We start from the raw sequence: 22,383 nt of genomic DNA, 5'->3' as shown, positions 1-22,383 counted from the left end.
CTGACTATTGGCAACGAGCCGATGCAACTGTTGTTTGGGCTGACGCCTTCGCGGGCAAGCCCGCTCCCACAAATCCCTGTGGGAGCGGGCTTGCCCGCGAAAGCGTCCTCAAGGACGCCAAAAATTCCGGATCAGAAGTAGTAGCCGATGTTCACGTACAACTGGTTCTCCCACTGATCAGTCCCACCCGCCCCGAGGCTCTGGGTATAGCTGCTGCCGCCAATGTACGGATCGTTCTTGCCGAACAGCCATTCGGTGTAGACCCACAATTTGCTGACCGCGAACGAGGTGCCGAGGATCATCCGCTGGGAGGTCTTGAAGTCATCGGCGGATTTGTCGAAGGCGCTGTAGTTGGCATAGAGCTTGACCCCGCTGACCTGGTCGAACAGGTACTTGCCGGCCACGTCATAGCTGACGTCCGCCACGTACAGGTTGCCGCGGCTGGCGACGTTGTAGGTGCCGTCGTAACCGCCGAGGGTCACCAGTTCATCAGTGCCGGGGTTGCGCGGTGACATCTGCTGCCGCGCTGCCTGCAACTGCACGCCCCAGGGGCCGTTCTTGCCCAGGTAGTGCACGGCCACGGCATTGCGCCGGCCGTCGTTATCGGTGTCCCTGTTCTGGATGCTCGACGTCAGGCCGGAAACACCGACCTCGGACTTCCATGGCCCCAGGTCCAGCGCCTTGGCCACGCGCAGCACCACGGTATTGCGTTCCTGGTTGTCGCTGCCGTCGGCCACATAGCTGTCGGCCTCCGACACCACGCTGGAGTAGGTGACGCCGTTGCTGGTGCCTTTGCCTTGCCAGGCCGGGCGCAGGTAGTAACCGGCCTGGATGTTCCAGTCACCGCTTTGCTGGATGTACTTGGCGCCGACCTGTTGCACATCTTCCAGGCCGATGACGTTGCCCAGGGTTTCGTAGAAGGTGCTGCCGAAGTACGGCTGCAAACCGAACGGCACCGTGTTCAGGCCCACTTGCACCTGCTGGTCGGGGTTGAACTTGTAGCCGGCCCACGCGTACTTGGCGAATTGGATGTCGCCATAGTTCCTGGTGTACTGGTAGGGATAGGAACGGCCGTAGAAACGGTACTGGGCCTCACCGATCCAGGTGTCGGAGTTGTATTTGGCGCTGAGAAACACGGTGTCGAGGCCGAACTTCTGGATGTCGCGGTCCGGGTCGTAGTCCCAGCGGGCGCGGACGGCACCGCCAAGGTCGAGGTTGTCGGTGACCTGGATCGCCATGGCCGGTGCCGCCAGGGCGCCGAGCACCGGTATCAGGGCCATGGAATGAATCGCGCGAAGGGTAGTTGTGCGCAAAGTCTTACTCCTGTTTTTGATTTTATGTTGGCAACAGCAACCCAAGCCGCAGCGAACGCAGCGGCGTGGGGAAAGGGGTTCGGGTTATCGGGCCTGGGGTCGGATCAGTCTCAACGGCGGGCCATCGACAGGGCTGGCCTGTATCGCCGAAGCGCCGGGGGCCGCCGCCAGCAGCGTCTGGGTGTAGCTGTTCTGCGGCCTGAGCAGTACCTGTTCAGCGGTGCCGTACTCGACCACTTCACCCTGGCGCATCACCGCGATGTAGTCGCTGATCTGCGCCGCCACCCGCAGGTCGTGGGTGATGAACAGGATGCTCAGGTTCAGCCGCTGTTGCAGTTCGGCGAGCAACTCCAGCACTTGCTTCTGCACTGACACATCCAGGGCCGAAACGCTTTCGTCGGCGATCAGCACTTCCGGGCGCATGGCCAGCGCGCGGGCGATGCCGATGCGCTGGCGCTGACCACCGGAAAACTGCCGTGGCTTGCGTTTGAGGGCGTCGCGCTTGAGCCCGACCTGCTCCAGCAGATCACCGGCTTCGATCCACGCATCCTTGGCCGACAAACCACGCAATTGCGCGGCGCGGGCGATGATGTCGCCGACCCGATGGCGTGGATTGAGCGAGCCATAAGGGTCCTGGAAAATCATCTGGATGCGCCGTCGGTTGGCTGCCAGCGCAGCCCCGCGCAAAGCCAGGAAGTCGGTGTCGCCGAGCCAGACGTGACCGCTGTCGCTGTCCACCAGGCGAATCGCCGCTTTGACCAGCGTACTCTTGCCCGAGCCGGACTCGCCGACGATGGCCAGGGTCTTGCCCCGTGGCAGTTGCAGCGAGACATCCCGCAACGCCGCCACCGAGCGGCCGCCGACGTTGTAGGTCTTGTTCAAGTGCTCGATGCGCAACGCCAGTTCGCCGTCGGCACTCGGTACGTGGAGTTCCGGGTGCAGCGCCGGCACCGCCGCGATCAGCTTGCGGGTGTACGGGTGCGTCGGGGCATTGAGCACCTGGTCGCGCTCACCGATTTCCACCAGCCGCCCACCTTCCATCACCGCAATCCGGTCGGCGATCTCCGCGACCACGCCAAAGTCATGGGTGATGAACAGAATCCCGTGCTGGCCGCGCCCGCGCAGTTCGCGCACCAGTTTCAGCACTTGCGCTTGCGTGGTGACGTCCAGCGCCGTGGTCGGTTCGTCGGCGATCAGCAGGTCCGGGTTCATCGCCAGGGCCATGGCGATCACCACGCGCTGGCATTGGCCACCGGAAAGCTGGTGCGGGAAGCTGTTGGCGATCCGTGGCGGGTCGGGCAAATGGGTCGAGTCGAGCAGGGCGAGCATGCGTTCGCGGCGTTCGGTAGCGGGCATTTGCGGTGCATGAATGTCGAAGATTTCCTCGACTTGCTGGCCGATGCGGATCGCCGGGTTCAGTGCCGCCATGGGTTCCTGGAAAATCATCGCGATGCGATTGCCACGCAGCTGACGCAAGGCATCGTCCGGCATGCGACAGATGTCGTTACCGAGAAAATCGATCACCCCTTCGCTGTGGCGCAGGCCTTTGGCGTAGTCGCCCATGATCGCCGCCGACAGTACGGATTTGCCCGAGCCGGACTCACCGATCACGCAGAGGATTTCGCCTTTGCGCACCTCCAGGCTGATGCCGTGCACGGCGTGGCTGCGGTCGGCGCCGGCCGGCAGCTCGATGCAGAGGTTCTCCACGCGCAGCACTTGTTGCAGCTTCTGTGGGTTGTTCATGCTCAGCTCCTTGCGCCTTTCTGGGCGTGTTCATCCAGGCCGTCCGCCAGCAGGCTCAGGCCCAGCATCAGGGTGGAGATGGCAATGCACGGGAAGATCACCAGGTGCGGGAACGCGATGGCCATGCTGCGGCCTTCGTTGATCATGCCGCCCCAGTCCGGGGTCGGCGGTGGCAGGCCGAGGCCGAGGAAGCCGAGGGCGCCGATCATGATCGCGGTGTAGCCGATGCGCAGGCAGAAATCGACGATCAGCGGCCCGCCGCAGTTGGGCAGGATTTCCACCAGCATGATGCGTAGCGAACCTTCGCCCTGGGTGATGGCGCTGAGCACGTAGTCCCGGGAGCGGATGTCGATGGTCAGGGCGCGCATGATGCGGAAGATCGCCGGGGCGCTGGTGAAGGTCACCGCGATCAGGATGTTCAGCGCCGAAGCGCCGAGGGCGATGATGATCACGATGTACAGCACCAGCACCGGGAACGACAGCACGGTGTCGGCGACATAGGACAGGAAGGCGTCGACCTTGCCATTGAAGTAACCGGCACACAGGCCCATCGCGATGCCTGCGGCGAACGCGGTCAGGGTGGCGAGGATCGACCAGAACAGCACGGTCCGGGTGCCCCAGATCAGCCGCGAAAGAATGTCCCGGCCAATCATGTCGGTGCCCAGCAGGAAGCTCTGGCCGCCGGGGTCGGCGGTCATCGGCGTGAGCAACGGGCTGAAGCTTTCCAGCGGGTCGTGGGGCGCCAGCCACGGCGCAAACACGGCGACCAGCACCCAGCCGCCCACCAGCAGCAGGCCGAGCAGGGCCAAAGGATGTTTGAACGAATGCAGGAAGCTCATTGGCCACCTCCGCCAAGACTGCGCAAGGTGATGCGCGGGTTGAGCCAGGTGTAGGCCAGGTCGGAAAAGATTTTGGTCGCGCCAACCACCGCGCCGCTGATCATGGCGCAGGCTTCGATCAGGTACACGTCGTGGTTCAGCGAGGCGGTGTACAGCAATGAGCCGAAGCCCTTGTAGGCGAAGAACACCTCGACCACGATCACGTTCGACAGCAGCCACGGGATGTACAGCATGATCACTGTGATCGGTGCGATCAGCACGTTGCGCAGGGCATGGCGCAGGACGATGCGCGAAGTCGACGCGCCCTTGAGGCGAGCGGTGCGGATGTACGGCGCCTGCATCACTTCGACCATCGAGGCGCGGGTGATGCGCGCCAGGTAGCCGATGCCGAACAGGCACAGCACCATCAGCGGCAGGGCCAGTTCGGCGGCGTTGAAGCCTTCGCTCATGCTGCTCACGCCCGGCAGCCAGTTGAGCCAGAAGACGAAGATCGCCGAGACGAACACCGCACTGGCGAAGTCCGGAATCGACGTGGTGACAATCGACAGGAACGACACCAGGCGGTCCACCGGCGAACCCTGGCGAATGCCCGCCAGAATGCCCAGGGTCAAAGCCACCGGCACCATGATCAACAGCGCCAGCCCGGCGAGGATCAGGGTTTGCCCAAGGTTGGGCAGCAGCAGGTTGATCACAGGCTCGCGAAAGTGCACCGAGGTGCCCCAGTCGCCGCTGACGAAATCCTTCAGCCATACCAGGTAGCGCCACAGGAACGGCTGGTTGTAGCCGTGTTCCACCAGCCACGCCGCGCGCTGGTCGGCGGCGGAGTAGGGGCCGAGGACGTTGATCGCCACGTCCTCGATATTCAGTTCGAGGGCGACGAACACGATCAGCGACACCGACAACAGGGTCGCGATCAACGCCATCAATTTGCGTAACAGAAATTCAGCCATGCTTGCAGGCTCCGGCTAATCAAGGGATGCCGGCCCGCCGCACCGGTCGGTGGGCGGGCACTTTCGGGGCTGCGGGTCAGGCGCTCAACCAGACTTCATCCATTGGGTAGAAGTCCGAAGGGTGAACCTTGAAGCCCTGGACCTTCTTGCTGGTGGCGGTGAACTTGTCACCCCAGAACGGCTGCACCATCACGGCGGCGTCCTGCAGGATGCGTTCGACGTCCTGCATCGCCAAGGCGCGTTGCTGCGGATCGATGATGCCCATGGCCTTGTCCAGCGCGGCGTCGAACGCCGGGTCGCTGTAGTGGCTTTCATTCCAGGCGGCGCCGCTGCGGTAGGCCAGTTCCAGAGACATCACGCCCAGCGGGCGGTGTGCCCAATAGGTCAGGCTGAACGCCGCCTTGTCCCAGATCGGCCAGTACTGGGTGGCCGGGATCACCTTGAGGGCGATGCGGATGCCGGCGTCCAGGCAGTTCTGTTGCAGGATCTGCGCGCAGTCCTGTTCGTAGCGGCCCTGGGTGTTGCCGACGATCAGGTCGATGTCGATGCCGTTGGGGTAACCGGCTTCGGCCAGCAGCTTTTTCGCCCCGGCCACATCCCGCTCACGCTTGGGCAGTGGCGAGTATTCCGGGTGGGAAGGCGCGACGTGGTGGTCTTCACCGAGGGTGCCCATGCCGCGATAGGCGATCTTCAGCATCTGTGCGTTATCGGCACACAGCACCACGGCTTTGCGGATGCGCACATCGGTAAACGGCTTCTGGTCGCAGGCCATGCGCATGACCACGGTTTGCGCCGACTTGCAGCTCAGTAGCTGCGCCCCCGGCAAGCGTTTGGCCAGGTCCAGCTCGGCGACGGTGACGCGATAGAGCACGTCCACTTGACCGGCCTGCAAGGCAGCCAGGTGGGTGGAAATGTCGGTGCCCATGTCGACGTAGCGCAGTTCGTCGAGGTTGGCCGGCTTGCGCCAGTAGTCCGCGCGTTTGGCGAAGGTGGCCTGCTTGTTGACCGCGAAAGAAACCAGCTTGAACGGGCCGGTGCCGATCGGGTTTTTCGTCCAGTCGTCGCCGTTCTTGAAGCTGCGGTGCACCAGAGTGCAGGTGAACGCACTGAGCATTTCCGGAACGGCCAGGATCGGGCGCTTGAGCACCAGGCGGAACTGGTACGGGCCGGTTTTTTCGAAGGCTGCAACGTCCTGGAACGCGGTGCGGTTGACCGACTTGGAGTCGGCGGCGATCCAGCGATTGATGTTGTGCTCGACGTCGTCGCTGGTGAACTCGTCGCCGTTGCTCCACTTCACGCCTTGGCGCAGGTTGAAGGTCCAGACCTTGAGGTCTTCGGACGGGCTCCAGCTTTCGGCCAGGTACGGGTGGGTGATGTTCTCCGCATCGACCCAGGTCAGGAACTCCAGGGAATTGCGCAGCAGGTTCGACGCTTCGATCCAGGTGATCAGCATCGGGTCCTGGATTTCCTGGATGGCGCAGGCAAAACGCAGGCTACCCCCTTGGCGCGGCGGCTGATCCTCGGCGGCGAACGCCGAATCGCCGAGCAGCGCCGAACCGATAAAGGTGCTGGCGCTGGCCACGGTGACGCCCAGCAGGGCGGCGGTGCGCAGGAATTGTCGACGGTTGATCCGGCCATTCCTGACCTGTGTGCACAGGTCGTCGACGGCAGGGTGCGGCGCGGTGCCGTCCAGTGTCATCAGCTCGTTCATAAAGCCTCTCCGATACGTAGCAAAGTGCGTTTTTCGACTGGCCGCAGGCGGCCTGGAACTCAAGGGATCAAGTCAGCGAAAGAATCAGCGGCGAGCACCGTGCAGGCGCAGGCGAGGCGGGCGGGAAGCCGGAGGCTTAAGCGGTCGGGGCGTATTCGGGAGGGGGCGGGTGAGGTAAGGCATGGGGCAGCTCTCATGTTGTTTTTATTAGAGATGGCTGCAGTTTTGTCAGCGGGGCAAAGAACGACAAACGATAAATTCAGCGGGGAAACCTTTGATAAATGCATGTTACTGGCGCAGGGCTGTGCCGGAGCCTGAAATAGACAGGCTGGACACGATCCTTGTGGGAGCGGGCTTGCTCGCGAAAGCGGTGTGTCAGATACATCAATGTTGACTGATACACCGCTTTCGCGAGCAAGCCCGCTCCCACAGAAAAGCGGTTCGCGGTGCTTTCTGAGTTGTCCTACGCAACACAAAATTGCATGTTACTCAGGAAATTTCCCACGAGGCGTGGGATGCTAATTAACTGGTCAGCCTTCCACGAGTGTCTTTCATGAAACGCAAAATGCCCGGTCTGAATGCCCTCAAAGCCTTCGAAGTGGCCGGTAGCACCGGCAGCTTCACCCGGGCCGCCGAGTTGCTCAATGTCACCCAGAGCGCAGTCAGCCGCCAGGTGCGTCAGCTTGAAGAGCAATTGGGCGAGAACCTTCTGGAGCGGCGGCATCATCACCTCGACCTGACCAGCGCCGGCCGGGTGCTGTTGCGGGCATTGCACCAGTCGTTCGACAAGATCGAGCTGACGGTGCGCAGCATCCAGCAGAAAACCCACTCCAACCGTTTGCACATCAACGCACCGCCGACCTTCACCAGCCGCTGGCTGATGCCACGGCTGGGGCGCTTGCGCGAGCAGCATCCGGAGCTGGAACTGAGCATCACCACGCGCCTGCAGGACAGCCTGGCGGAGACCAGCACCCTGGACTGCGCGATCCGTTTTGGCGATGGCGAATGGGACGGGCTGGACAGTTCGCTGCTGATCCAGGAACGGCATATCGCGGTGTGCGCGCCGTCCCTGTATGCGCGGGAGTGGAGCGAGCAGGGCCTGGACCTCAATCGCCTGACGCTGCTGCATGTGCTGGCCCGGGAAGACCAGCGTTACCTGACCTGGAAACACTGGCTGGATGCGGCGCGCATCAGCGGGGTCGACACCCAGGGCGGTTATGAATTCGATTTGCTGGACCTGGCGATCCAGGCCGCCATCGATGGCCTGGGGATCACCATTGCCGACTGGCACATGGTCGCCTCGGAATTGGCCAGTGGGCAGTTGACCCAGGTGTTGAACGTGCATGTCGACGGGCACCAGTCCTACTGGCTGGTGACCCGGCCGGAGCAGACACAGATGCCTCAGTTACAGGTGTTCAGCCAGTGGTTGCAGGAGGAGGTCTGGTTGGCGCAGAGGCAGCTGGAGCCGTCTACCGCGGCTTCCTGAAACACCACAGCCCCCCTGTAGGAGCGAGCTCGCTCGCGATGGGCGTCAACGATAACGCTGGGAACCTGACACCCCACGGTGCCCTCAAGACCATCGCGAGCAAGCTCGCTCCTACAGGGGATCACACCGTTCACAGGGGGTAACGTGCGTTTTTTGAATGTTTCGTCGCGCAATAAATCGTTTGTTCAACGCGGGTCAGATGCCAAGACTGCCCGGACTGGATAAAAACAACGATGGGCGATTCACATGCGACTCGAGCGAAACTTTGTTAACGGCCACTTCATTGAACCGGCCAACGCTGCACTGATCGCGGTCTACAACCCGGCGACCGAAGCGCTGGTGGGCCACGTCTCCGCGGCCACCGCCGATGAAGCCACGGCGGCGGTCGAAGCGGCCCAGGCAGCACAAAAAGTATGGGGCAGGCTCACCAGCATCGAGCGCGCCGAATACCTGCGTGCCTTCGCTGATGCCCTTGAAGCCAACGCCCAAAACATCGGCGAGGCCCTGGCCGGCGAATCCGGCAAAAGCGTTGCCGACGCCAGCAACGAAGCCCGTTACGCGGCGCAGATCACTCGCTATCACGCCGAATGGGCGCGTCGTATCGAAGGCGAGATCATTCCCAGCGATTCCCCGAACGAAAACCTGTTCCTGCACCGCGAGCCGATTGGCGTGGTCGCGTGCCTGATTCCGTTCAACTACCCGGTCTACACCCTGCTGCGCAAGATCGCCCCGGCGCTGATTGCCGGCAACACTGTAGTGGTGCGACCGAGCAACAACACGCCGACTTCGGCCTTCGAAATCGCCAAGGCCGTGCAGCAATCCGGCCTGCCGGCAGGCGTGGTGAACATCCTGACCATGGACCACGGCACCGCAGCTGTTGTCTGCACCCATAAGGCCGTGGGCCTGATCACCCTGACCGGCAGCGTCAACGCCGGGCGCATCGTGCTCGATTACTGCAAGGCCAACATCGCCAAGCCGTCCCTGGAACTGGGGGGCAAGACACCGGCGATCATCGAGGCCGACGCTGACCTTGAAGCCGCCGCCAGCGCCATCGTCGCTTCCAAGACCACCCACTGTGGCCAGTTGTGCACGGCGGTGGAGCGGGTCTATGTGCAGGAAAGTGTCTACGACAGATTCCTCGGCCTGTTGAAAGAGAAAATCAGTGCCGTGAAATTCGGCGACCGCGCCACCGATGCCAGCCTGATGGGGCCATTGGTCAACGCCAGTTCGCGGCAGAACATCCACGCCATGGTCGAGCGCGCCATTGCCGATGGCGCGGTGCTGGAGACCGGCGGCGTGCTGCCCGAGGGCAACGGCCATTTCTATCCGCCGACCCTGCTCAGCGGCTGCCGCCAGGACATGGAAATCATCCAGGAAGAAATCTTCGGCCCGGTGCTGCCGGTGCTCAAGTACCGCGACATAGACGAAGCGCTGGCCATGGCCAACGATCACCAGTTCGGCCTGTCGTCGGTGCTGTACACCGAGAATTACCGCACCGCGCAGAAAGTCGCCAATGCCATCGAGGCCGGCGAGTTGTACGTCAATCGCACCCCGGCCGACCCGTACCAGGGTTTCCACGCTGGCTGGAAACGCTCCGGTTTGGGTGGCGATGACGGCAAGCACGGCATGCTCGAATTTACCCAGACCCGTTTGGTGGTCATGAAGTACTGATCCACCCGCAACACGCCACACCCATAAAAACAATTATTCAGGGCGCCCGGACCACCGGGCTGCCCGAGGTCCCACAGATGTCCAAGCCTGCAACCACTGTTGCCGCTGTTCAGGGTTCGAACGCGGGTTCAAAAAGCCACAGCGACAAGGGAAGTCGTTATTTCCAACTGATGCTGTTGGTGCTCGCCGCCGGTGCGATCTACCCGATCCTGTACCTGCGCCAGGTCTACCAGACCACCATGCTCGAAGTGTTCCAGATCAGCCACAGCGAGCTGGGTTATCTGTACTCGATGCTCGGCACGATCTTCCTGCTCTCGTATCTGCCCAGCGGCTGGCTGGCGGATCGCATCGCGCCACGCTTTTTGATCTTCTTCTCGCTGGTGGCCACCGGTGCCCTGGGCCTGTGGTACTCCACCGCGCCGTCGATGACTGGCCTGATGATCATCTTCGGTTGCTGGGGCCTGACCACCGGCCTGACCTTCTGGGCCTCGGTGCTCAAGCGGGTGAAGATGATTGCCCATCACACTGAACAGGGCCGGTTTTTCGGCATCCTCGATGGTGGCCGTGGCTTGGTCGAAGCGCTGCTGGCGACAGTTGCCCTGGGCCTGTTCGCCTTCGCCACCGAAACCCGTGGCGAGTCGGCCGCCGAAGGCTTCAAGCACGTGGTTTACCTGTATGCCTTCACTTGCATCGCCATCGGCTGCGTACTGGTGTTGATCAAGGACCCGAAGTCGATGGAAGACACGGCGACGGTGGAGAAGGGCAAGTACAACCTGCTCAGCGACCTGACCACCCTGGTGAAAATCCCTGAGCTGTGGCTGGTGACGGCCATTGTGTTCTGCGGTTATCACATCTTCTGGGCCACCTACAGTTTCTCCGATTACCTGCAGGGCGGCGGTATGACGGCGGTCATGGCCGGCACCATCACCACCATCAAGTTGTGGATGCGCCCCATCGGCGGCATTGGCGGCGGCTGGCTCGGCGACAAGTTCTCCAATATCTCGGTGCTGATCGTTGCCTTGTTCATGGCGACACTGGCGATGGTCGGCCTGATCGTGTTCCCGGCGCTCAACAGCCTGGGCCTGCTGATCGGCACGGTGATTTTCATCGGCCTGATGACCTACGCCATTCGCGGGCTGTACTGGGCGATCCTCGACACCTGCAACATTCCGCTGCGCATCACCGGCCTGGCCATCGGCATTGTCTCGGTGGTGGGTTACCTGCCGGATGCCTTCATTCCCTTGATCAATGGCTACCTGACCGAACATTTCCCCGGTGCCTTTGGCTACAAGCTGTATTTCGGCTACATCGCTTTCGTCGGCCTGCTCGGGACCCTGGCGGCCCTGACCCTGCGCGCTCGAATCAATCGTCAATCTTTGAACAAGACAGGTGCCTGAGATGAAAATCGTCGCCCTTGAAACCCACATCGTTGCCGTACCGCCACCACACATCGGCGGCATGTACTGGCTGTTCGTCAAGCTCAAGACCGATTGCGGCATCGAAGGCGTGGGCGAGATCTACGCTGCGACGTTCGGCCCGAAGGCCATGCTGCCGATCATCGAAGACGTGTTCGAACGCTACCTGCTGAACCAGGATCCGCACCACATCGAGCGTTTCTTCCGCCAGGCCTATTCGAGCGGTTTCACCCAGCGTCCGGACCTGACCATGATGGGCGTGGTCAGCGGGCTGGAGATGGCGTGCTGGGACATCATCGGCAAAGCGGCGAACAAGCCGGTCTACGAGTTGCTCGGTGGCAAGGTCAACGAACGGCTGCGTTCCTACACCTACCTGTACCCGGTCAACAGCAAGGGCGAGTACGACTATGACGACCCGGACCTGGCCGCCGAGTGCGCCATCGAGAACATGAACAAAGGTTTCACCGCCGTGAAGTTCGACCCGGCCGGGCCATACACCGCGTACTCCGGGCACCAGATTTCCCTGCAAGTGCTGGAACGCTGCGAAACCTTCTGCCGCAAGATCCGCGAAGCGGTGGGTGACAAGTGCGACCTGCTGTTCGGCACCCATGGGCAAATGGTGCCGTCTTCGGCGATTCGCCTGGCCAAGCGCCTGGAAAAGTACGACCCGCTGTGGTTCGAAGAGCCGGTGCCACCGGGCCAGGAAGACGCCATGGCGCAGGTCGCGGCCAAGACCAGCATCCCGATTGCCACCGGTGAGCGCCTGACCACCAAGTACGAGTTCTTCAAGCTGTTGCAGGCCGGCGGTGCGTCGATCCTGCAAATGAACGTCGCCCGCTGCGGCGGCCTGCTGGAGGCGAAGAAGATTGCGAGCATGGCCGAAGCCTATTACGCGCAGATCGCCCCGCATCTCTACAACGGGCCCATTGGCGCGGCGGCGAGTTTTCAGTTGGCGACGTGCACGCCGAACTTCCTGATCCAGGAAAGCATCATGACCTGGGGCGGTTTCCATGCCGAAGTCCTGACCAAACCGTTGCAGTGGGAGGACGGCTACATCATCCCGTCCACCGAGCCGGGCCTTGGCGTGGAGCTGAACATGGACGTGGTGCGCAAGCATTCGCCATACACCGGCGAGCGCCTGCACCTGCAAATGGCGCCCACCCCGGCGGATGTCAAAGACACCTCACCGGCCAGGGGCTGACGGGACGCTCTTCTGTAGGAGCGAGCCTGCTCGCGATGAATCCGAGAACGCCGCGGGGTGTCAGGTGCGCCGCGTAATCGTTGACCACCATCGCGAGCAAGCTCGCTCCTACAGGGCTCTACCCATTCCGGCTTTTTTGAACAACGACTTACGCGGTAACCGTGCATGACATACGACTACATCATCGCTGGCGCCGGCGCTGCAGGCTGCGTTCTGGCCAATCGCCTCTCGGCTTCCGGGAAATACACGGTGCTGCTGCTGGAAGCCGGCGGGAAAGACTCGTCCTTCTGGTTCAAGATCCCGGTCGGCTTCGCCAAAATGTATTACAACCCGACCTTCAACTGGATGTACTACAGCCGTCCGCAAAAGCAGTTGAACAACCGCGAGATCTACGCCCCGCGCGGCAAGGTGCAGGGTGGTTCGGGCTCGATCAACGCGATGGTCTACGTGCGTGGCCAGGCCCATGACTTCGATGACTGGGCGGCCAACGGCAACGACGGTTGGGGTTTCAAGGACGTGCTGCCGTACTTCCGCAAGCTGGAGAACCACCCGCTGGGTGACAGCGACTACCACGGCGGCAGCGGCCCGATCAGCATCACGCCGATGAAGGGCCAGACCCATCCGATCTGCGATGTGTTCCTCAAGGGTTGCGATGAACTGGGCTACCCCATCAGCGACGACTTCAACGGGCCGAAATTCGAAGGTGCGGGCATCTACGACGTCAACACCCGCGACGGCCAGCGCTGCTCCAGCAGCTTCGCCCATTTGCACCCGGCATTGATCCGGCCGAACCTGACGGTCGAGCATTTCGCCCTGGTGGACCGGGTACTGTTCGACGACCGGCAGCGCGCTACCGGGGTCTCCATCAGCCAGCATGGCGTGGTGCGTACCTTCATCGCCAACAAGGAAGTGATCCTGTGCGCCGGTGCCGTGGACACGCCGAAGATCCTGCAACTGTCCGGCGTGGCCGATCAGGCGCTGCTGGCCAGGCACAACATCCCGATGGTCAAGCACCTGCCGGCGGTGGGGCAGAACCTGCAGGATCACCTGTGCGCCAGTTACTACTACAAGGCCAACATTCCGACGCTGAACGACCAGCTCGGTTCGCTGTTCGGCCAGTTAAAGCTGGGCCTGAAGTACCTGTTGACCCGCAAGGGCGCGCTGGCGATGAGCGTGAACCAGGCCGGCGGGTTCTTCCGTGGCGACGAGCAGCAGAGCAACCCGAATTTGCAGTTGTACTTCAACCCGCTGTCGTACCAGATCCCGAAAAACAACAAGGCCAGCCTCAAGCCCGAGCCGTACTCAGGCTTCCTGCTGTGCTTCAACCCGTGCCGGCCGACCAGTCGCGGGCACATCGAAATCGCTTCGAAAAACCCGCGGGATGCGGCACTGATCGACCCGAATTACCTGAGTACCCAGAAAGACATCGACGAGGTGATCCAGGGCAGCCGCCTGATGCGCAAGATCATGCAGGCACCTGCGCTCAAGGGCATCACCGTCGAAGAGGTGTTGCCGGGACCGGTGGTCGAAACCGACGAGCAGATGTTGCAGTACTTCCGCGAAAACAGTGGCTCGATCTACCACTTGTGCGGTTCCTGCGCCATGGGCTCGGATGAGCGGAAATCGGTGGTGGACAAGCGTCTCAAGGTCCACGGGCTGGACGGTTTGCGCATCGTCGATGCGTCGATTTTCCCCAACGTGACGTCGGGCAATACCCACGCCGCCGTGCTGATGGTGGCGGAGAAGGGGGCCGACCTGATCCTGCAGGACGCTTGATGCCGGTCACCTGGCTGCATTAAAAATGAATTTCCGCCGAGTCCGCAGCTCTACCTTTTAGGTAGCGGATTAGAGCCCGCGAATTCATAGAGGCAATCAGGGAGCGGCACGGTCATGAGTCGAGCATCGACGGCGGGTGGAGATCTTCCTGGCGGGTTGATCCTGGTGGTCGAGGACGACCCGCTGATCCTCGAGTTTCTGTGTGAAATTCTTCAGGAGGAAGGTTTTGTCGTCGAGCCGCAAATCAGTGCCGACGCGGCAGTGATCTATCTGGAACAGCATGCGCCGCAGGTGCACATGCTGCTGACAGACATCAGCATGCCCGGCACGCTCAATGGCGCGGACCTGGCCAACCAGTTCGGCGATCGCTGGCCGGACAAGCCGATCATGATCATGTCCGGTTTCGAAACCCCTGAAAGCTCAGGCGTGCGGCACACGGTCTCTTTCATCAAGAAGCCCTGGATGATCGGCGGGTTGCTCGATTGTGTGGGCGATACTTTCAAATCCAGGCGAATCAACTGACCCGTGCAGATGCTACATTGCCTGGCAAATCCGTCTGGCGCCTGCGAGGTTCTTTTCCTTGGCTGATCACTCTGTTTTCAACTCGACTTACCGTGCCTTTCTGTTCGACATGGACGGCACCGTCCTGACGTCCATTGCCGCCGCCGAGCGGGTCTGGACAACCTGGGCCGTGCGCCATGGCGTCGATGTCGACAGCTTCCTGCCGACCATTCACGGTGTCCGCGCCATCGACACCATCAGCCGTCTGGGGTTGTCCGGGATGGATGCCGAAGCGGAAGCGGCGTGGATTACCGAAGCGGAAATCGAGGATGTCGACGGGGTTTTGGAAGTGGCCGGCGCGGCGAAGTTCCTGCGGTCTTTGCCAGCCAAACAGTGGGCCATCGTCACTTCCGCCCCGCGGCAACTGGCGTTGCGGCGGATGGCGGCGGCGGGGATTCCGGAGCCTGAGGTGATGGTGACTGCCGAGGACGTCACGGCCGGCAAACCCGACCCTGCGGGGTACAGGCTCGCGGCCCGGCGCCTGGATGTCGAGCCCGCACAGTGTCTGGTTTTTGAGGACGCCACGGTGGGGATTCTGGCGGCCGAGGCGGCGGGGGCGGACGTGATGATTGTCACTGCGACCCATGAGCAGCCGATCAAGACCTTGCATGCGACGGTGGCAAGTTATGAATCGGTGCGGGTTCTGGTGGATGCCGCCGGTCTGCGCCTGCACGCCGTCTAATGTGGGAGCGGGCTTGCTCGCGAAAGCGGTCCCTCATTCAACAAACATGTCGACTGAAAGGACGCTTTCGTCGGAACGCCGCGCGGAGCAAGCCCGCTCCCACAGGGGATCAGTGTTCCAGTCAGTAAAGTCCGGGAACCAGCCGCCAGGAGCGGGCGCAATAGGCCTCGTATTCGCTGCCGAACTGCGCCTTCAGCAGGGCCTCTTCCGAATGAATCCGGGCTATCAGCGGGATCAAGGTCAACGCCGCCAGCAACAGACCGACGCCCGAGCGAAACGCCAGCGCCCAGCCCACGGCGATGACCATCATCCCCAGGTAACTGGGGTTGCGCAGGTTGCGGTAAATGCCGTCGGTGACCAGTCGATGCCCCGGTTGAATGGCCACCAATCCGCTGAAGCGCTTGCCCAGCACGAATACGGGCCACAACCGCAGCGCGCCGCCCACGATGAACAGCAGCGCCCCGAGCCAGCGCACGCCTTCTCCACCGAAAGTCCAGAAGTCGATGCGGTCGGTATAGGCCGGCAGAAAGCCGCTCAGCACACCGATCACGCCGAAAGCCGGGAGGACCCAGCGATTGGCCCGGTCTTCGCGTTCTCCCGAACTCAGGTTGACTTCGCTGAACAGTGATACGACGGCCATGATCAGGGTGGCCAAGGCAACGACGACCAGTGAACCGTGACTGAAATAAGCCGCGAAACCACCCAGTCCCCAGATCGCCAGGCCAAGGTAGGCGAGGGTGCTGACGACGGCGAAAAACGCCAGTCTGGCGGAGATTTTCATAAGTGCCTCACACGCGAAAGTGCCTCCTTTTATTGTAGGAGCTGCGGTGCGGCGCTCCGACTTGCCAGCGATGGCGTTTGAGCACTCGACACAGGCTTCAGAGGCAATCGCCGGCAAGCCGGCGCCTACACAAACATCTACGCTCTCGCGTTGCGCCGAATCACCTGTGGCGGCTGCCCGAACACCCGCAGGAACGTTTCGCGCATGCGGCGGCGGTCAGTGAACCCGGTTTCCAGGGCGATCTGGTCGAGGGTCAGGCGTCCGCGTTCAAGCATCTGTCGCGCTGCTTCCAGACGCAGGTTCTCGATGGCCTTGGCCGGCGATTGCCCGGTTTCGGCGCGAAATGCCCGGCTGAATTGCCGGGGGCTGAGGTTGGCCACTTGCGCCAGTTGCTCCACCGACAGGGGCTGGGCGAGGTGTTCCCGGGCGTAGCCGAGCACGGTTTGAATACGATCGGATTTCGGCGCCAGCTCCAGCAGCGCCGAGTGCTGCGACTGGCCTCCGGCGCGACGGTGGTACATCACCAGTTTTTGCGCCACGGCCCGGGCCAGCTCGGCGCCGTGGTCCTTTTCCACCATGGCCAGGGCGAGGTCGATGCCCGCCGTCATGCCGGCGGAGGTCCAGATCGAACCGTCGATCACATAGATGCGATCGGCCTCGACCTTGATCGCCGGAAACCGCGCCTGCAGTTCCCGGGAGTAGGCCCAGTGGGTGGTTGCCCGCCGTCCGTCGAGCAAACCGGCCTGGGCCATGACGAACGCTCCGGAGCAGATCGACGCCGTACGGCGTGCCGTGTTGATACTGGCCCGCAGGTAATCCAGTACGGCCTCGGGCGCCTGTTCGATGACGCAATCGCCACCGACCACGATCACGGTGTCGTACACGCGCTCATCGAAGGGTTCGGTGCCGATGCTCAAACCGCCAGAGGCTCGCAGGTTTTCACCGTTTTCGGACAGCACGCGCACGTCATACAGCGCCTCTGCGGCACTGAAATTGGCGTACTCGAATACCGGCATGGCGGCCAGCGCCATGGACTGGAAACCCTCGAATACCACGAACGCCACGCTGATCATGGAGCTGCCCTCAAATGGTCATGTCCTGAAAACGTACTTTAAACGTCATTTGAGACAGGCGTAAGTCCCTTTATAACGGTCTGCACCCGGCGAGTCTCTCGCCTTACCGTAGAGGAATTGCACCATGGCGCTCTCATCCAAAGGTACTGCACTGATCACCGGCGCTTCTTCGGGGATTGGCGCGGTGTATGCCGATCGCCTTGCCCGGCAGGGTTACGATCTGATTCTGGTGGCCCGCAGCCGGGCCAGGCTCAATACCCTGGCCAATCATTTGAGCGACCAGACCGGACGCACCGTGGAAGTGGTTGCCGCCGACCTGAAGAACAAGGCGGATTCGCTGCGGGTCGAACAGATTCTGCGCAGCGACGCCAGCATCACCCTGTTGGTCAACAACGCCGGGGTCGGTGCCGTCAATTCGCTGCTTGCAAGTCCCGTGGACGACATGGAAGCGATGATCAACCTCAACGTGACCGCGTTGATGCGCCTGGCTTATGCCGTGGTACCGGGCTTCGTAGCCCGGGGCACCGGCACCGTGATCAACATTGCCTCGATCGTGGCCATCGCCCCGGAAACGCTCAATGGCGTATACGGCGCCACCAAGGCGTTCGTGTTGGGCCTGAGTCAATCGATGCAGCACGAACTGGCTGACAAAGGTGTACGCATTCAGGCTGTGTTGCCGGGAGCGACTGCCACCGACTTCTGGAACGTGGCCGGCAACCCGGTGGAAAATTTGCCGAAGGAAATCGTCATGTCCGCCGAAGACATGGTCGATGCCGCGCTCGTCGGCCTGGCGGCAGGCGAAGTGGTGACCATTCCTGGCCTGCACGACGGCAGCCAGTGGGACCGCCACGAAGCCCAGCGCAAGACCCTGTCCGGGTTGTTCCACAACACCGCGCCGGCGCCGCGCTATCGCTGAGACGGTCACCTCGAGGCCGGGTGAACTAAGCTTGGGAGAGAGGACCGTTCACCACCGGCTCGCGCAAGCTCGTCGAGCCGGTGGCGTGTAACAGGAGCCCATATGCTTCACATCCGAACGCCTTTGATCTTGCACCCTGGCCTGTCGACCCCGACCCGCCGTATCTGGCTGAAACTGGAAAACCTGCAACCTGGCGGCTCGTTCAAAATACGCGGCATTGGCTTGCTGTGCAGCCGGGCGGCGCAGCAGGGCAAGCGCAAGGTGGTCTGTCCCTCCGGCGGTAACGCGGGACTGGCCACGGCCATGGCTGCCGCATGCCTGGGGCTCAAGGCATGCATCGTGGTGCCGCACACCACCCCGCAAAGCACCCGGGAGCGGATCAGCAATACCGGTGCCGAGGTGATCGTGCACGGCAAGGTCTGGGACGAAGCCAATCAACGTGCACGGGAACTTGCCCAGGACCCGCGCAGTGAATTCGTGCCGGCCTTCGACCACCCGGTGTTGTGGGAAGGGCACAGCACCATGGTCGATGAAATCCTTGAAGACTGCCCGCCAGTGGATGTGCTGGTGACATCGGTGGGCGGCGGTGGCTTGCTGGCGGGGCTGCTCACCGGCCTGATCCGTCATCGGCGCACCGATTGCCGCATCGTTGCCTGCGAAACCGAAGGCGCGGCGTCGTTCGCCGCGGCGGTGGCGGCCGGGCACCCGGTCAGACTGCCGAAAATCGACACTGTCGCCACGTCTCTGGGCGCCGCACAAGTGGCCACCTGGCCGGTCAAGCACATCGGCGAATTCCCCCATGAGTGCGTGGTGCTCAGTGATGATGAGGCGATCATGGGCGTGGTGCGTTACGCCAATGACTTGCGTCAGTTGGTCGAGCCGGCATGCGGCGTTTCATTGGCGATTGCCTACCTGGATCACCCGGCGATTGCCGACGCCAATGACGTGGTGATCGTGGTGTGCGGGGGGGTGAGTATCAACGCGCAACTGGTGGCCGGGTGGGCACGCTTGTCCGCTGCCACGCACGCCAGGTAGGGCCGTAAACGCTATCCCGGTGTCACAAGCCCCACTACTGGCGATGACGATCTTCAGTGATCGGTGGCAACGCCATCCTGGACGAGAATGGCGCGGGCCAGGTCTTCGTCGCTTGCGTTGTTGAGGGCAGGATTGTCCTGACGGATCTTTTTCAACACCGCCTCCAGATAGGCACCACGAATCGCACCGCCGCTGGCGACGAAGCTGGAGGCGTCATCCCGGGCGGGAATCACGAGTTTGTCGTCTTTGAACGTCGAGTACAGCGAGGCGGAAACCCCGGCCGAGGTGGCGACATCTTCAGCATCGACTTTGGCCAGAGCGGAACCTGCGGGTAAACAAAGTAACAGGGAAGAAATGATAAACAAACGGCGCATGACGGTGTCCTCCGACAGCATGAAGCATAAGGGAAGTACCACATAATTTAGGATGCGCGGCGGTCCCCGAGAGTTCCCCGGCATTGCCGACTCTGCGCATGGACCAGTGATTTCATGGCCTTGCCGCTGGCGATTTTCTCCAGCCTGATCGACTATCCGCAGCGAGGAACGGGGCAAGAGGGAGGCAGGGCCGTTGAACGTCGATATTCAAAGCGTGGTGATCGGGGCTGGTGTCGTCGGGTTGGCGGTGGCCAGGGCCCTGGCCATGAGCGGGCGGGACGTGCTGGTGGTCGAAGCGGGTGAGGGCATCGGCACGGGTATCAGTTCGCGTAACTCCGAAGTGATTCATGCCGGCATCTATTACCCGGGCGGTAGCCTCAAAGCGCAGTTGTGCGTGGAGGGCAAGCAGCGTCTCTACGCTTATTGCGACGGGCACGCTGTTGATTACCGGCGCGTGGGCAAGCTGATCGTCGCCATCGATGAGCAACAGCGCTCGGCTTTGCAGCGTCTGTTGGAGCAGGGGCGTCTTAATGGCGTCGATGACCTGCAATGGCTGGAGGGTGCACAGGTCCGGGAGCTTGAACCGGCGTTGTCCTGCGTCGCGGCACTGTGGTCGCCCTCTACCGGTATCGTCGATTCCCACGGGCTGATGCTTGCGCTTCAGGGCGATGCACAGACGTTCGGAGCGACGCTGGCCTTGCGCACGCCGCTGCTGTCTGCCCGTTGCACCGAACAGGGCTTCGAGCTGCACATGGGCGGCATTCAACCCATGACGCTGGGCTGCCGCGAGTTGATCAATTGCGCGGGTCTGTCCGCTCCCGAGGTGGCGAGCAGCATCGTCGGTCTACCGGCGCAGTTCATTCCCCGGGCGCATTTGTGCAAGGGCAGTTATTTCAGTTTCAGCGGCCGGGCGCCGTTTCGCCATCTGGTGTATCCGGCCCCGGAGAGCGCTGGACTGGGCGTGCACATGACGCTCGATCTGGGCGGGCAGGCGCGCTTCGGGCCGGATGTCGAATGGGTCGAACGCATTGATTACCGTGTCGAACCCCGGCGAGCCGAGGGGTTCTATCAGGCGATCCGCCGTTATTGGCCGGGGTTGCCAGACAACAGCCTGCAACCGGCCTACAGCGGCATTCGCCCGAAAATCAGCGGGCCGACCGAGCCGGCCGCCGATTTTCTCATCAGCGGATGCGCCGAACACGGCGTGCCGGGGCTGGTGAGTCTGTTCGGCATCGAATCACCGGGGCTGACCAGTTGCCTGGCGCTCGCCGAGCGCGTGGTGGCACTCCTGGACGACCGATGATCAGTGCCGGCGCTGCCTTGCGAGCATCGGGTCTATGCTAGGGAGTGCGCTTACTGCCATCGGAGAATTCTGATGATCACCGTACGCACTGCCTGTCTGCTGGCCGATTACAAACGCTGGGCCAATCAGCGCCTGTTTGACAGCCTTGCGGCGCTCCCTCCAGGCGAAGTCAAAAAAGAACGGGTGTCGGTGTTCAAGAACATGATCGGCACCCTCAATCATGTCTATGTGGTGGATTGCATCTGGCGGGCGCACCTTGAAGGCCGGGGGCATAACTTCAAGACTTCACACGATCTGCTGCATGCCGACCTGTCCGAACTGCGCATGGCGCAAAAAGAGATCGATCACTGGTATTGCGACTGGAGCGCCCGGCAAACCGATGCGTCCCTGGACAGACCTGTGGAGTTCACCTTTGTCTCGGGCGAAAGCGGCGTCATGAGCGCCGGCGCGATGCTGATGCACGTGGTCAACCATGCCAGCTATCACCGTGGCTGGGTGGTGCAGATGTACTTCGAGATCCCGGCCATGCCACCGGTCACCGACATGCCGGTGTACCTGCGCGAATCTGAACCGGTGGTCCTGCAGTCGATCAATGCCCCGACAGTGGCGCCGCCATGTGCTGTACAATTTTCGAGCGCAACCAGCGTTCTGCCGGATCGTTATCGTTGACCCCGTTCCAGACCATCGACAGTTCGGACAGGTTGATATCAAACGGTGCATCGTCCGCCCGTAACTGGCTGCTGCCTTCGATCAACGCACTGGCCGCGTAGTCCGGCACGGTGGCGAGCAAGTCAGTACCCGCCAGCAAGGCCCGCAACCCCGCGAACTGTGGCACCGCCAGCACCACCCGGCGCGAACGGCCGATCCGTGCCAGGTCGTTGTCGATGGCGCCGCTCAGATCCCCGGAAAACGACACCAGCGCGTGGGGGCGTTCGCAGAACTCGTCCAGGGTCAACGGGCCGGGACGGTCATCGCCGCGCAGGATCTTCACACTCAAGTCGCGCAACTTCCTGCGCTTGGCGTTGGCCGGCAATTCCGTGGTGTAGCTGATGCCGACGGAGATCTCGCCGCTGGCCAGCATCGACGACATCAGCAGGAAGTTCACCCGGCGCACCACCACCACGACGTTCTGCGCCTCCTCGCGAATCTGCTTGAGCAGCGGCGGAAACAGCCCGAATTCAGCGTCGTCGGACAGGCCGATGCGAAACACGTCGCGGCTGGTGGAGGGCTCGAAATCCTTGGCCCGGCTGACCGCACCGGAAATGGTGTCCATCGCCGGCTGCAATTCCTTGAGAATCTGCAATGCCCTCGGGGTCGGCTCCAGGGTTCGTCCGTTGCGCACCAGCAACGGGTCGTCGAACAGATCGCGCAACTTTGCCAGCGACGCGCTGACAGCGGGCTGGCCGAGGAACAGCTTTTCCCCGGCCCGGGTCAGGTTCTTCTCGAACATCAGGGTTTCGAAAATCACCAGCAGGTTCATGTCCACGCGGCGCAGGTCGTTGCGGTTCATGCCCGGGTTCTCGGTGGGTTTTGGAGTCTTCTCAGTAAAGCAC

The 22,383-nt window shown here is 62.3% G+C and carries 20 protein-coding genes; 11 read left to right on the top strand and 9 right to left on the bottom strand.

The features are described from left to right. Positions 1–131: 131 nt before the first annotated feature. From AC06G5_RS19195 to AC06G5_RS19175, 5 genes are all read right to left on the bottom strand, one after another. Positions 132–1,280, bottom strand: a complete 1,149-nt coding sequence (locus tag AC06G5_RS19195) for a hypothetical protein (protein WP_413705465.1) — start codon at positions 1,278–1,280, stop codon at positions 132–134. Positions 1,281–1,397: 117 nt separating this feature from the next. Next, on the bottom strand, positions 1,398–3,056 hold the full coding sequence (locus tag AC06G5_RS19190) for a dipeptide ABC transporter ATP-binding protein (protein ID WP_413704482.1): 1,659 nt from the start codon (positions 3,054–3,056) through the stop codon (positions 1,398–1,400). 2 nt (positions 3,057–3,058) lie between these two features. Continuing rightward, on the bottom strand, positions 3,059–3,895 hold the full coding sequence (locus tag AC06G5_RS19185) for an ABC transporter permease (RefSeq protein ID WP_413704483.1): 837 nt from the start codon (positions 3,893–3,895) through the stop codon (positions 3,059–3,061). After that, entirely contained in the window at positions 3,892–4,845 is a 954-nt protein-coding gene (locus AC06G5_RS19180; RefSeq protein WP_413428811.1) for an ABC transporter permease, read from the bottom strand. Before AC06G5_RS19180 ends, AC06G5_RS19185 begins: the two co-directional genes overlap by 4 nt. Positions 4,846–4,921: 76 nt before the next feature. Further along, on the bottom strand, positions 4,922–6,556 hold the full coding sequence (locus AC06G5_RS19175) for an ABC transporter substrate-binding protein (protein WP_413704484.1): 1,635 nt from the start codon (positions 6,554–6,556) through the stop codon (positions 4,922–4,924). 553 nt (positions 6,557–7,109) lie between these two features. Between AC06G5_RS19175 and AC06G5_RS19170 the strand changes: the two genes are divergently transcribed. The 7 genes from AC06G5_RS19170 (at position 7,110) to AC06G5_RS19140 (ending at position 15,348) form a co-directional block, all read left to right on the top strand. Continuing rightward, the gene (locus tag AC06G5_RS19170; protein ID WP_413428072.1) at positions 7,110–8,042 is read left to right on the top strand and encodes a LysR substrate-binding domain-containing protein; all 933 of its coding nucleotides are present in this window, start codon (positions 7,110–7,112) and stop codon (positions 8,040–8,042) included. Between the two features lie 246 nt (positions 8,043–8,288). After that, on the top strand, positions 8,289–9,713 hold the full coding sequence (gene aldA / locus AC06G5_RS19165) for an aldehyde dehydrogenase (RefSeq protein ID WP_413428073.1): 1,425 nt from the start codon (positions 8,289–8,291) through the stop codon (positions 9,711–9,713). 77 nt (positions 9,714–9,790) lie between these two features. Next, positions 9,791–11,110, top strand: coding sequence for an MFS transporter (locus AC06G5_RS19160; RefSeq protein ID WP_413428074.1), 1,320 nt, complete (start codon positions 9,791–9,793; stop codon positions 11,108–11,110). 1 nt (position 11,111) lies between these two features. Continuing rightward, complete coding sequence (locus tag AC06G5_RS19155; protein WP_175379011.1) at positions 11,112–12,329, top strand: mandelate racemase/muconate lactonizing enzyme family protein; 1,218 nt, start codon at positions 11,112–11,114, stop codon at positions 12,327–12,329. Positions 12,330–12,494: 165 nt separating this feature from the next. After that, positions 12,495–14,105: a GMC family oxidoreductase gene (locus tag AC06G5_RS19150; RefSeq protein WP_413704485.1), complete on the top strand. Its 1,611-nt coding sequence runs from the start codon at positions 12,495–12,497 to the stop codon at positions 14,103–14,105. Between the two features lie 114 nt (positions 14,106–14,219). Next, positions 14,220–14,627, top strand: a complete 408-nt coding sequence (locus tag AC06G5_RS19145; RefSeq protein ID WP_413428076.1) for a response regulator — start codon at positions 14,220–14,222, stop codon at positions 14,625–14,627. A gap of 58 nt (positions 14,628–14,685) precedes the next feature. Beyond that, entirely contained in the window at positions 14,686–15,348 is a 663-nt protein-coding gene (locus AC06G5_RS19140) for an HAD-IA family hydrolase (RefSeq protein ID WP_413704486.1), read from the top strand. 121 nt (positions 15,349–15,469) lie between these two features. On the opposite strand, the gene AC06G5_RS19135 is transcribed toward AC06G5_RS19140, so the two are convergent. Together AC06G5_RS19135 and AC06G5_RS19130 are read right to left on the bottom strand one after the other, a co-directional pair. Continuing rightward, positions 15,470–16,129 (bottom strand): methyltransferase family protein, encoded by a 660-nt coding sequence (locus AC06G5_RS19135; RefSeq protein WP_413704487.1) that lies wholly within the window; start codon positions 16,127–16,129, stop codon positions 15,470–15,472. A 137-nt stretch (positions 16,130–16,266) separates the two neighbouring features. Beyond that, positions 16,267–17,202, bottom strand: coding sequence for a GlxA family transcriptional regulator (locus AC06G5_RS19130; RefSeq protein WP_413428079.1), 936 nt, complete (start codon positions 17,200–17,202; stop codon positions 16,267–16,269). A 124-nt stretch (positions 17,203–17,326) separates the two neighbouring features. Between AC06G5_RS19130 and AC06G5_RS19125 the strand changes: the two genes are divergently transcribed. Beyond that, positions 17,327–18,118 (top strand): SDR family NAD(P)-dependent oxidoreductase, encoded by a 792-nt coding sequence (locus AC06G5_RS19125; protein ID WP_413704488.1) that lies wholly within the window; start codon positions 17,327–17,329, stop codon positions 18,116–18,118. A gap of 102 nt (positions 18,119–18,220) precedes the next feature. Beyond that, the gene (locus AC06G5_RS19120) at positions 18,221–19,153 is read left to right on the top strand and encodes a pyridoxal-phosphate dependent enzyme (RefSeq protein ID WP_413704489.1); all 933 of its coding nucleotides are present in this window, start codon (positions 18,221–18,223) and stop codon (positions 19,151–19,153) included. 53 nt (positions 19,154–19,206) lie between these two features. Here AC06G5_RS19120 and AC06G5_RS19115 read toward each other — a convergent pair whose 3' ends face one another. Further along, the gene (locus tag AC06G5_RS19115) at positions 19,207–19,527 is read right to left on the bottom strand and encodes a DUF2388 domain-containing protein (protein WP_413428082.1); all 321 of its coding nucleotides are present in this window, start codon (positions 19,525–19,527) and stop codon (positions 19,207–19,209) included. Between the two features lie 193 nt (positions 19,528–19,720). Here AC06G5_RS19115 and AC06G5_RS19110 point away from each other — a divergent pair, with 193 nt between their 5' ends. Next, positions 19,721–20,830, top strand: coding sequence for an NAD(P)/FAD-dependent oxidoreductase (locus AC06G5_RS19110; RefSeq protein WP_413428083.1), 1,110 nt, complete (start codon positions 19,721–19,723; stop codon positions 20,828–20,830). A 72-nt stretch (positions 20,831–20,902) separates the two neighbouring features. Next, positions 20,903–21,499, top strand: coding sequence for a DinB family protein (locus tag AC06G5_RS19105; RefSeq protein WP_413428084.1), 597 nt, complete (start codon positions 20,903–20,905; stop codon positions 21,497–21,499). Here AC06G5_RS19105 and AC06G5_RS19100 read toward each other — a convergent pair. Next, positions 21,420–22,340: a LysR substrate-binding domain-containing protein gene (locus AC06G5_RS19100; RefSeq protein WP_413428085.1), complete on the bottom strand. Its 921-nt coding sequence runs from the start codon at positions 22,338–22,340 to the stop codon at positions 21,420–21,422. The genes AC06G5_RS19105 and AC06G5_RS19100 overlap by 80 nt on opposite strands. Positions 22,341–22,383 lie beyond the last annotated feature (43 nt).

This window comes from Pseudomonas sp. WT-JTC (genome assembly GCF_056711565.1).
This window is presented reverse-complemented; position numbering and strand designations above follow the sequence as displayed.

Excerpts from the sequence above, each read along its gene's own strand:
- AC06G5_RS19195 (WP_413705465.1), bottom strand. The coding sequence starts at position 1,280 with ATGGCCCTGATACCGGTGCTCGGCGCCCTGGCGGCACCGGCCATGGCG.
- AC06G5_RS19190 (WP_413704482.1), bottom strand. The coding sequence starts at position 3,056 with ATGAACAACCCACAGAAGCTGCAACAAGTGCTGCGCGTGGAGAACCTC.
- AC06G5_RS19185 (WP_413704483.1), bottom strand. The coding sequence starts at position 3,895 with ATGAGCTTCCTGCATTCGTTCAAACATCCTTTGGCCCTGCTCGGCCTG.
- AC06G5_RS19180 (WP_413428811.1), bottom strand. The coding sequence starts at position 4,845 with ATGGCTGAATTTCTGTTACGCAAATTGATGGCGTTGATCGCGACCCTG.
- AC06G5_RS19175 (WP_413704484.1), bottom strand. The coding sequence starts at position 6,556 with ATGAACGAGCTGATGACACTGGACGGCACCGCGCCGCACCCTGCCGTC.
- AC06G5_RS19170 (WP_413428072.1), top strand. The coding sequence starts at position 7,110 with ATGAAACGCAAAATGCCCGGTCTGAATGCCCTCAAAGCCTTCGAAGTG.
- aldA (WP_413428073.1), top strand. The coding sequence starts at position 8,289 with ATGCGACTCGAGCGAAACTTTGTTAACGGCCACTTCATTGAACCGGCC.
- AC06G5_RS19160 (WP_413428074.1), top strand. The coding sequence starts at position 9,791 with ATGTCCAAGCCTGCAACCACTGTTGCCGCTGTTCAGGGTTCGAACGCG.
- AC06G5_RS19155 (WP_175379011.1), top strand. The coding sequence starts at position 11,112 with ATGAAAATCGTCGCCCTTGAAACCCACATCGTTGCCGTACCGCCACCA.
- AC06G5_RS19150 (WP_413704485.1), top strand. The coding sequence starts at position 12,495 with ATGACATACGACTACATCATCGCTGGCGCCGGCGCTGCAGGCTGCGTT.
- AC06G5_RS19145 (WP_413428076.1), top strand. The coding sequence starts at position 14,220 with ATGAGTCGAGCATCGACGGCGGGTGGAGATCTTCCTGGCGGGTTGATC.
- AC06G5_RS19135 (WP_413704487.1), bottom strand. The coding sequence starts at position 16,129 with ATGAAAATCTCCGCCAGACTGGCGTTTTTCGCCGTCGTCAGCACCCTC.
- AC06G5_RS19130 (WP_413428079.1), bottom strand. The coding sequence starts at position 17,202 with ATGATCAGCGTGGCGTTCGTGGTATTCGAGGGTTTCCAGTCCATGGCG.
- AC06G5_RS19125 (WP_413704488.1), top strand. The coding sequence starts at position 17,327 with ATGGCGCTCTCATCCAAAGGTACTGCACTGATCACCGGCGCTTCTTCG.
- AC06G5_RS19120 (WP_413704489.1), top strand. The coding sequence starts at position 18,221 with ATGCTTCACATCCGAACGCCTTTGATCTTGCACCCTGGCCTGTCGACC.
- AC06G5_RS19115 (WP_413428082.1), bottom strand. The coding sequence starts at position 19,527 with ATGCGCCGTTTGTTTATCATTTCTTCCCTGTTACTTTGTTTACCCGCA.
- AC06G5_RS19105 (WP_413428084.1), top strand. The coding sequence starts at position 20,903 with ATGATCACCGTACGCACTGCCTGTCTGCTGGCCGATTACAAACGCTGG.
- AC06G5_RS19100 (WP_413428085.1), bottom strand. The coding sequence starts at position 22,340 with ATGAACCGCAACGACCTGCGCCGCGTGGACATGAACCTGCTGGTGATT.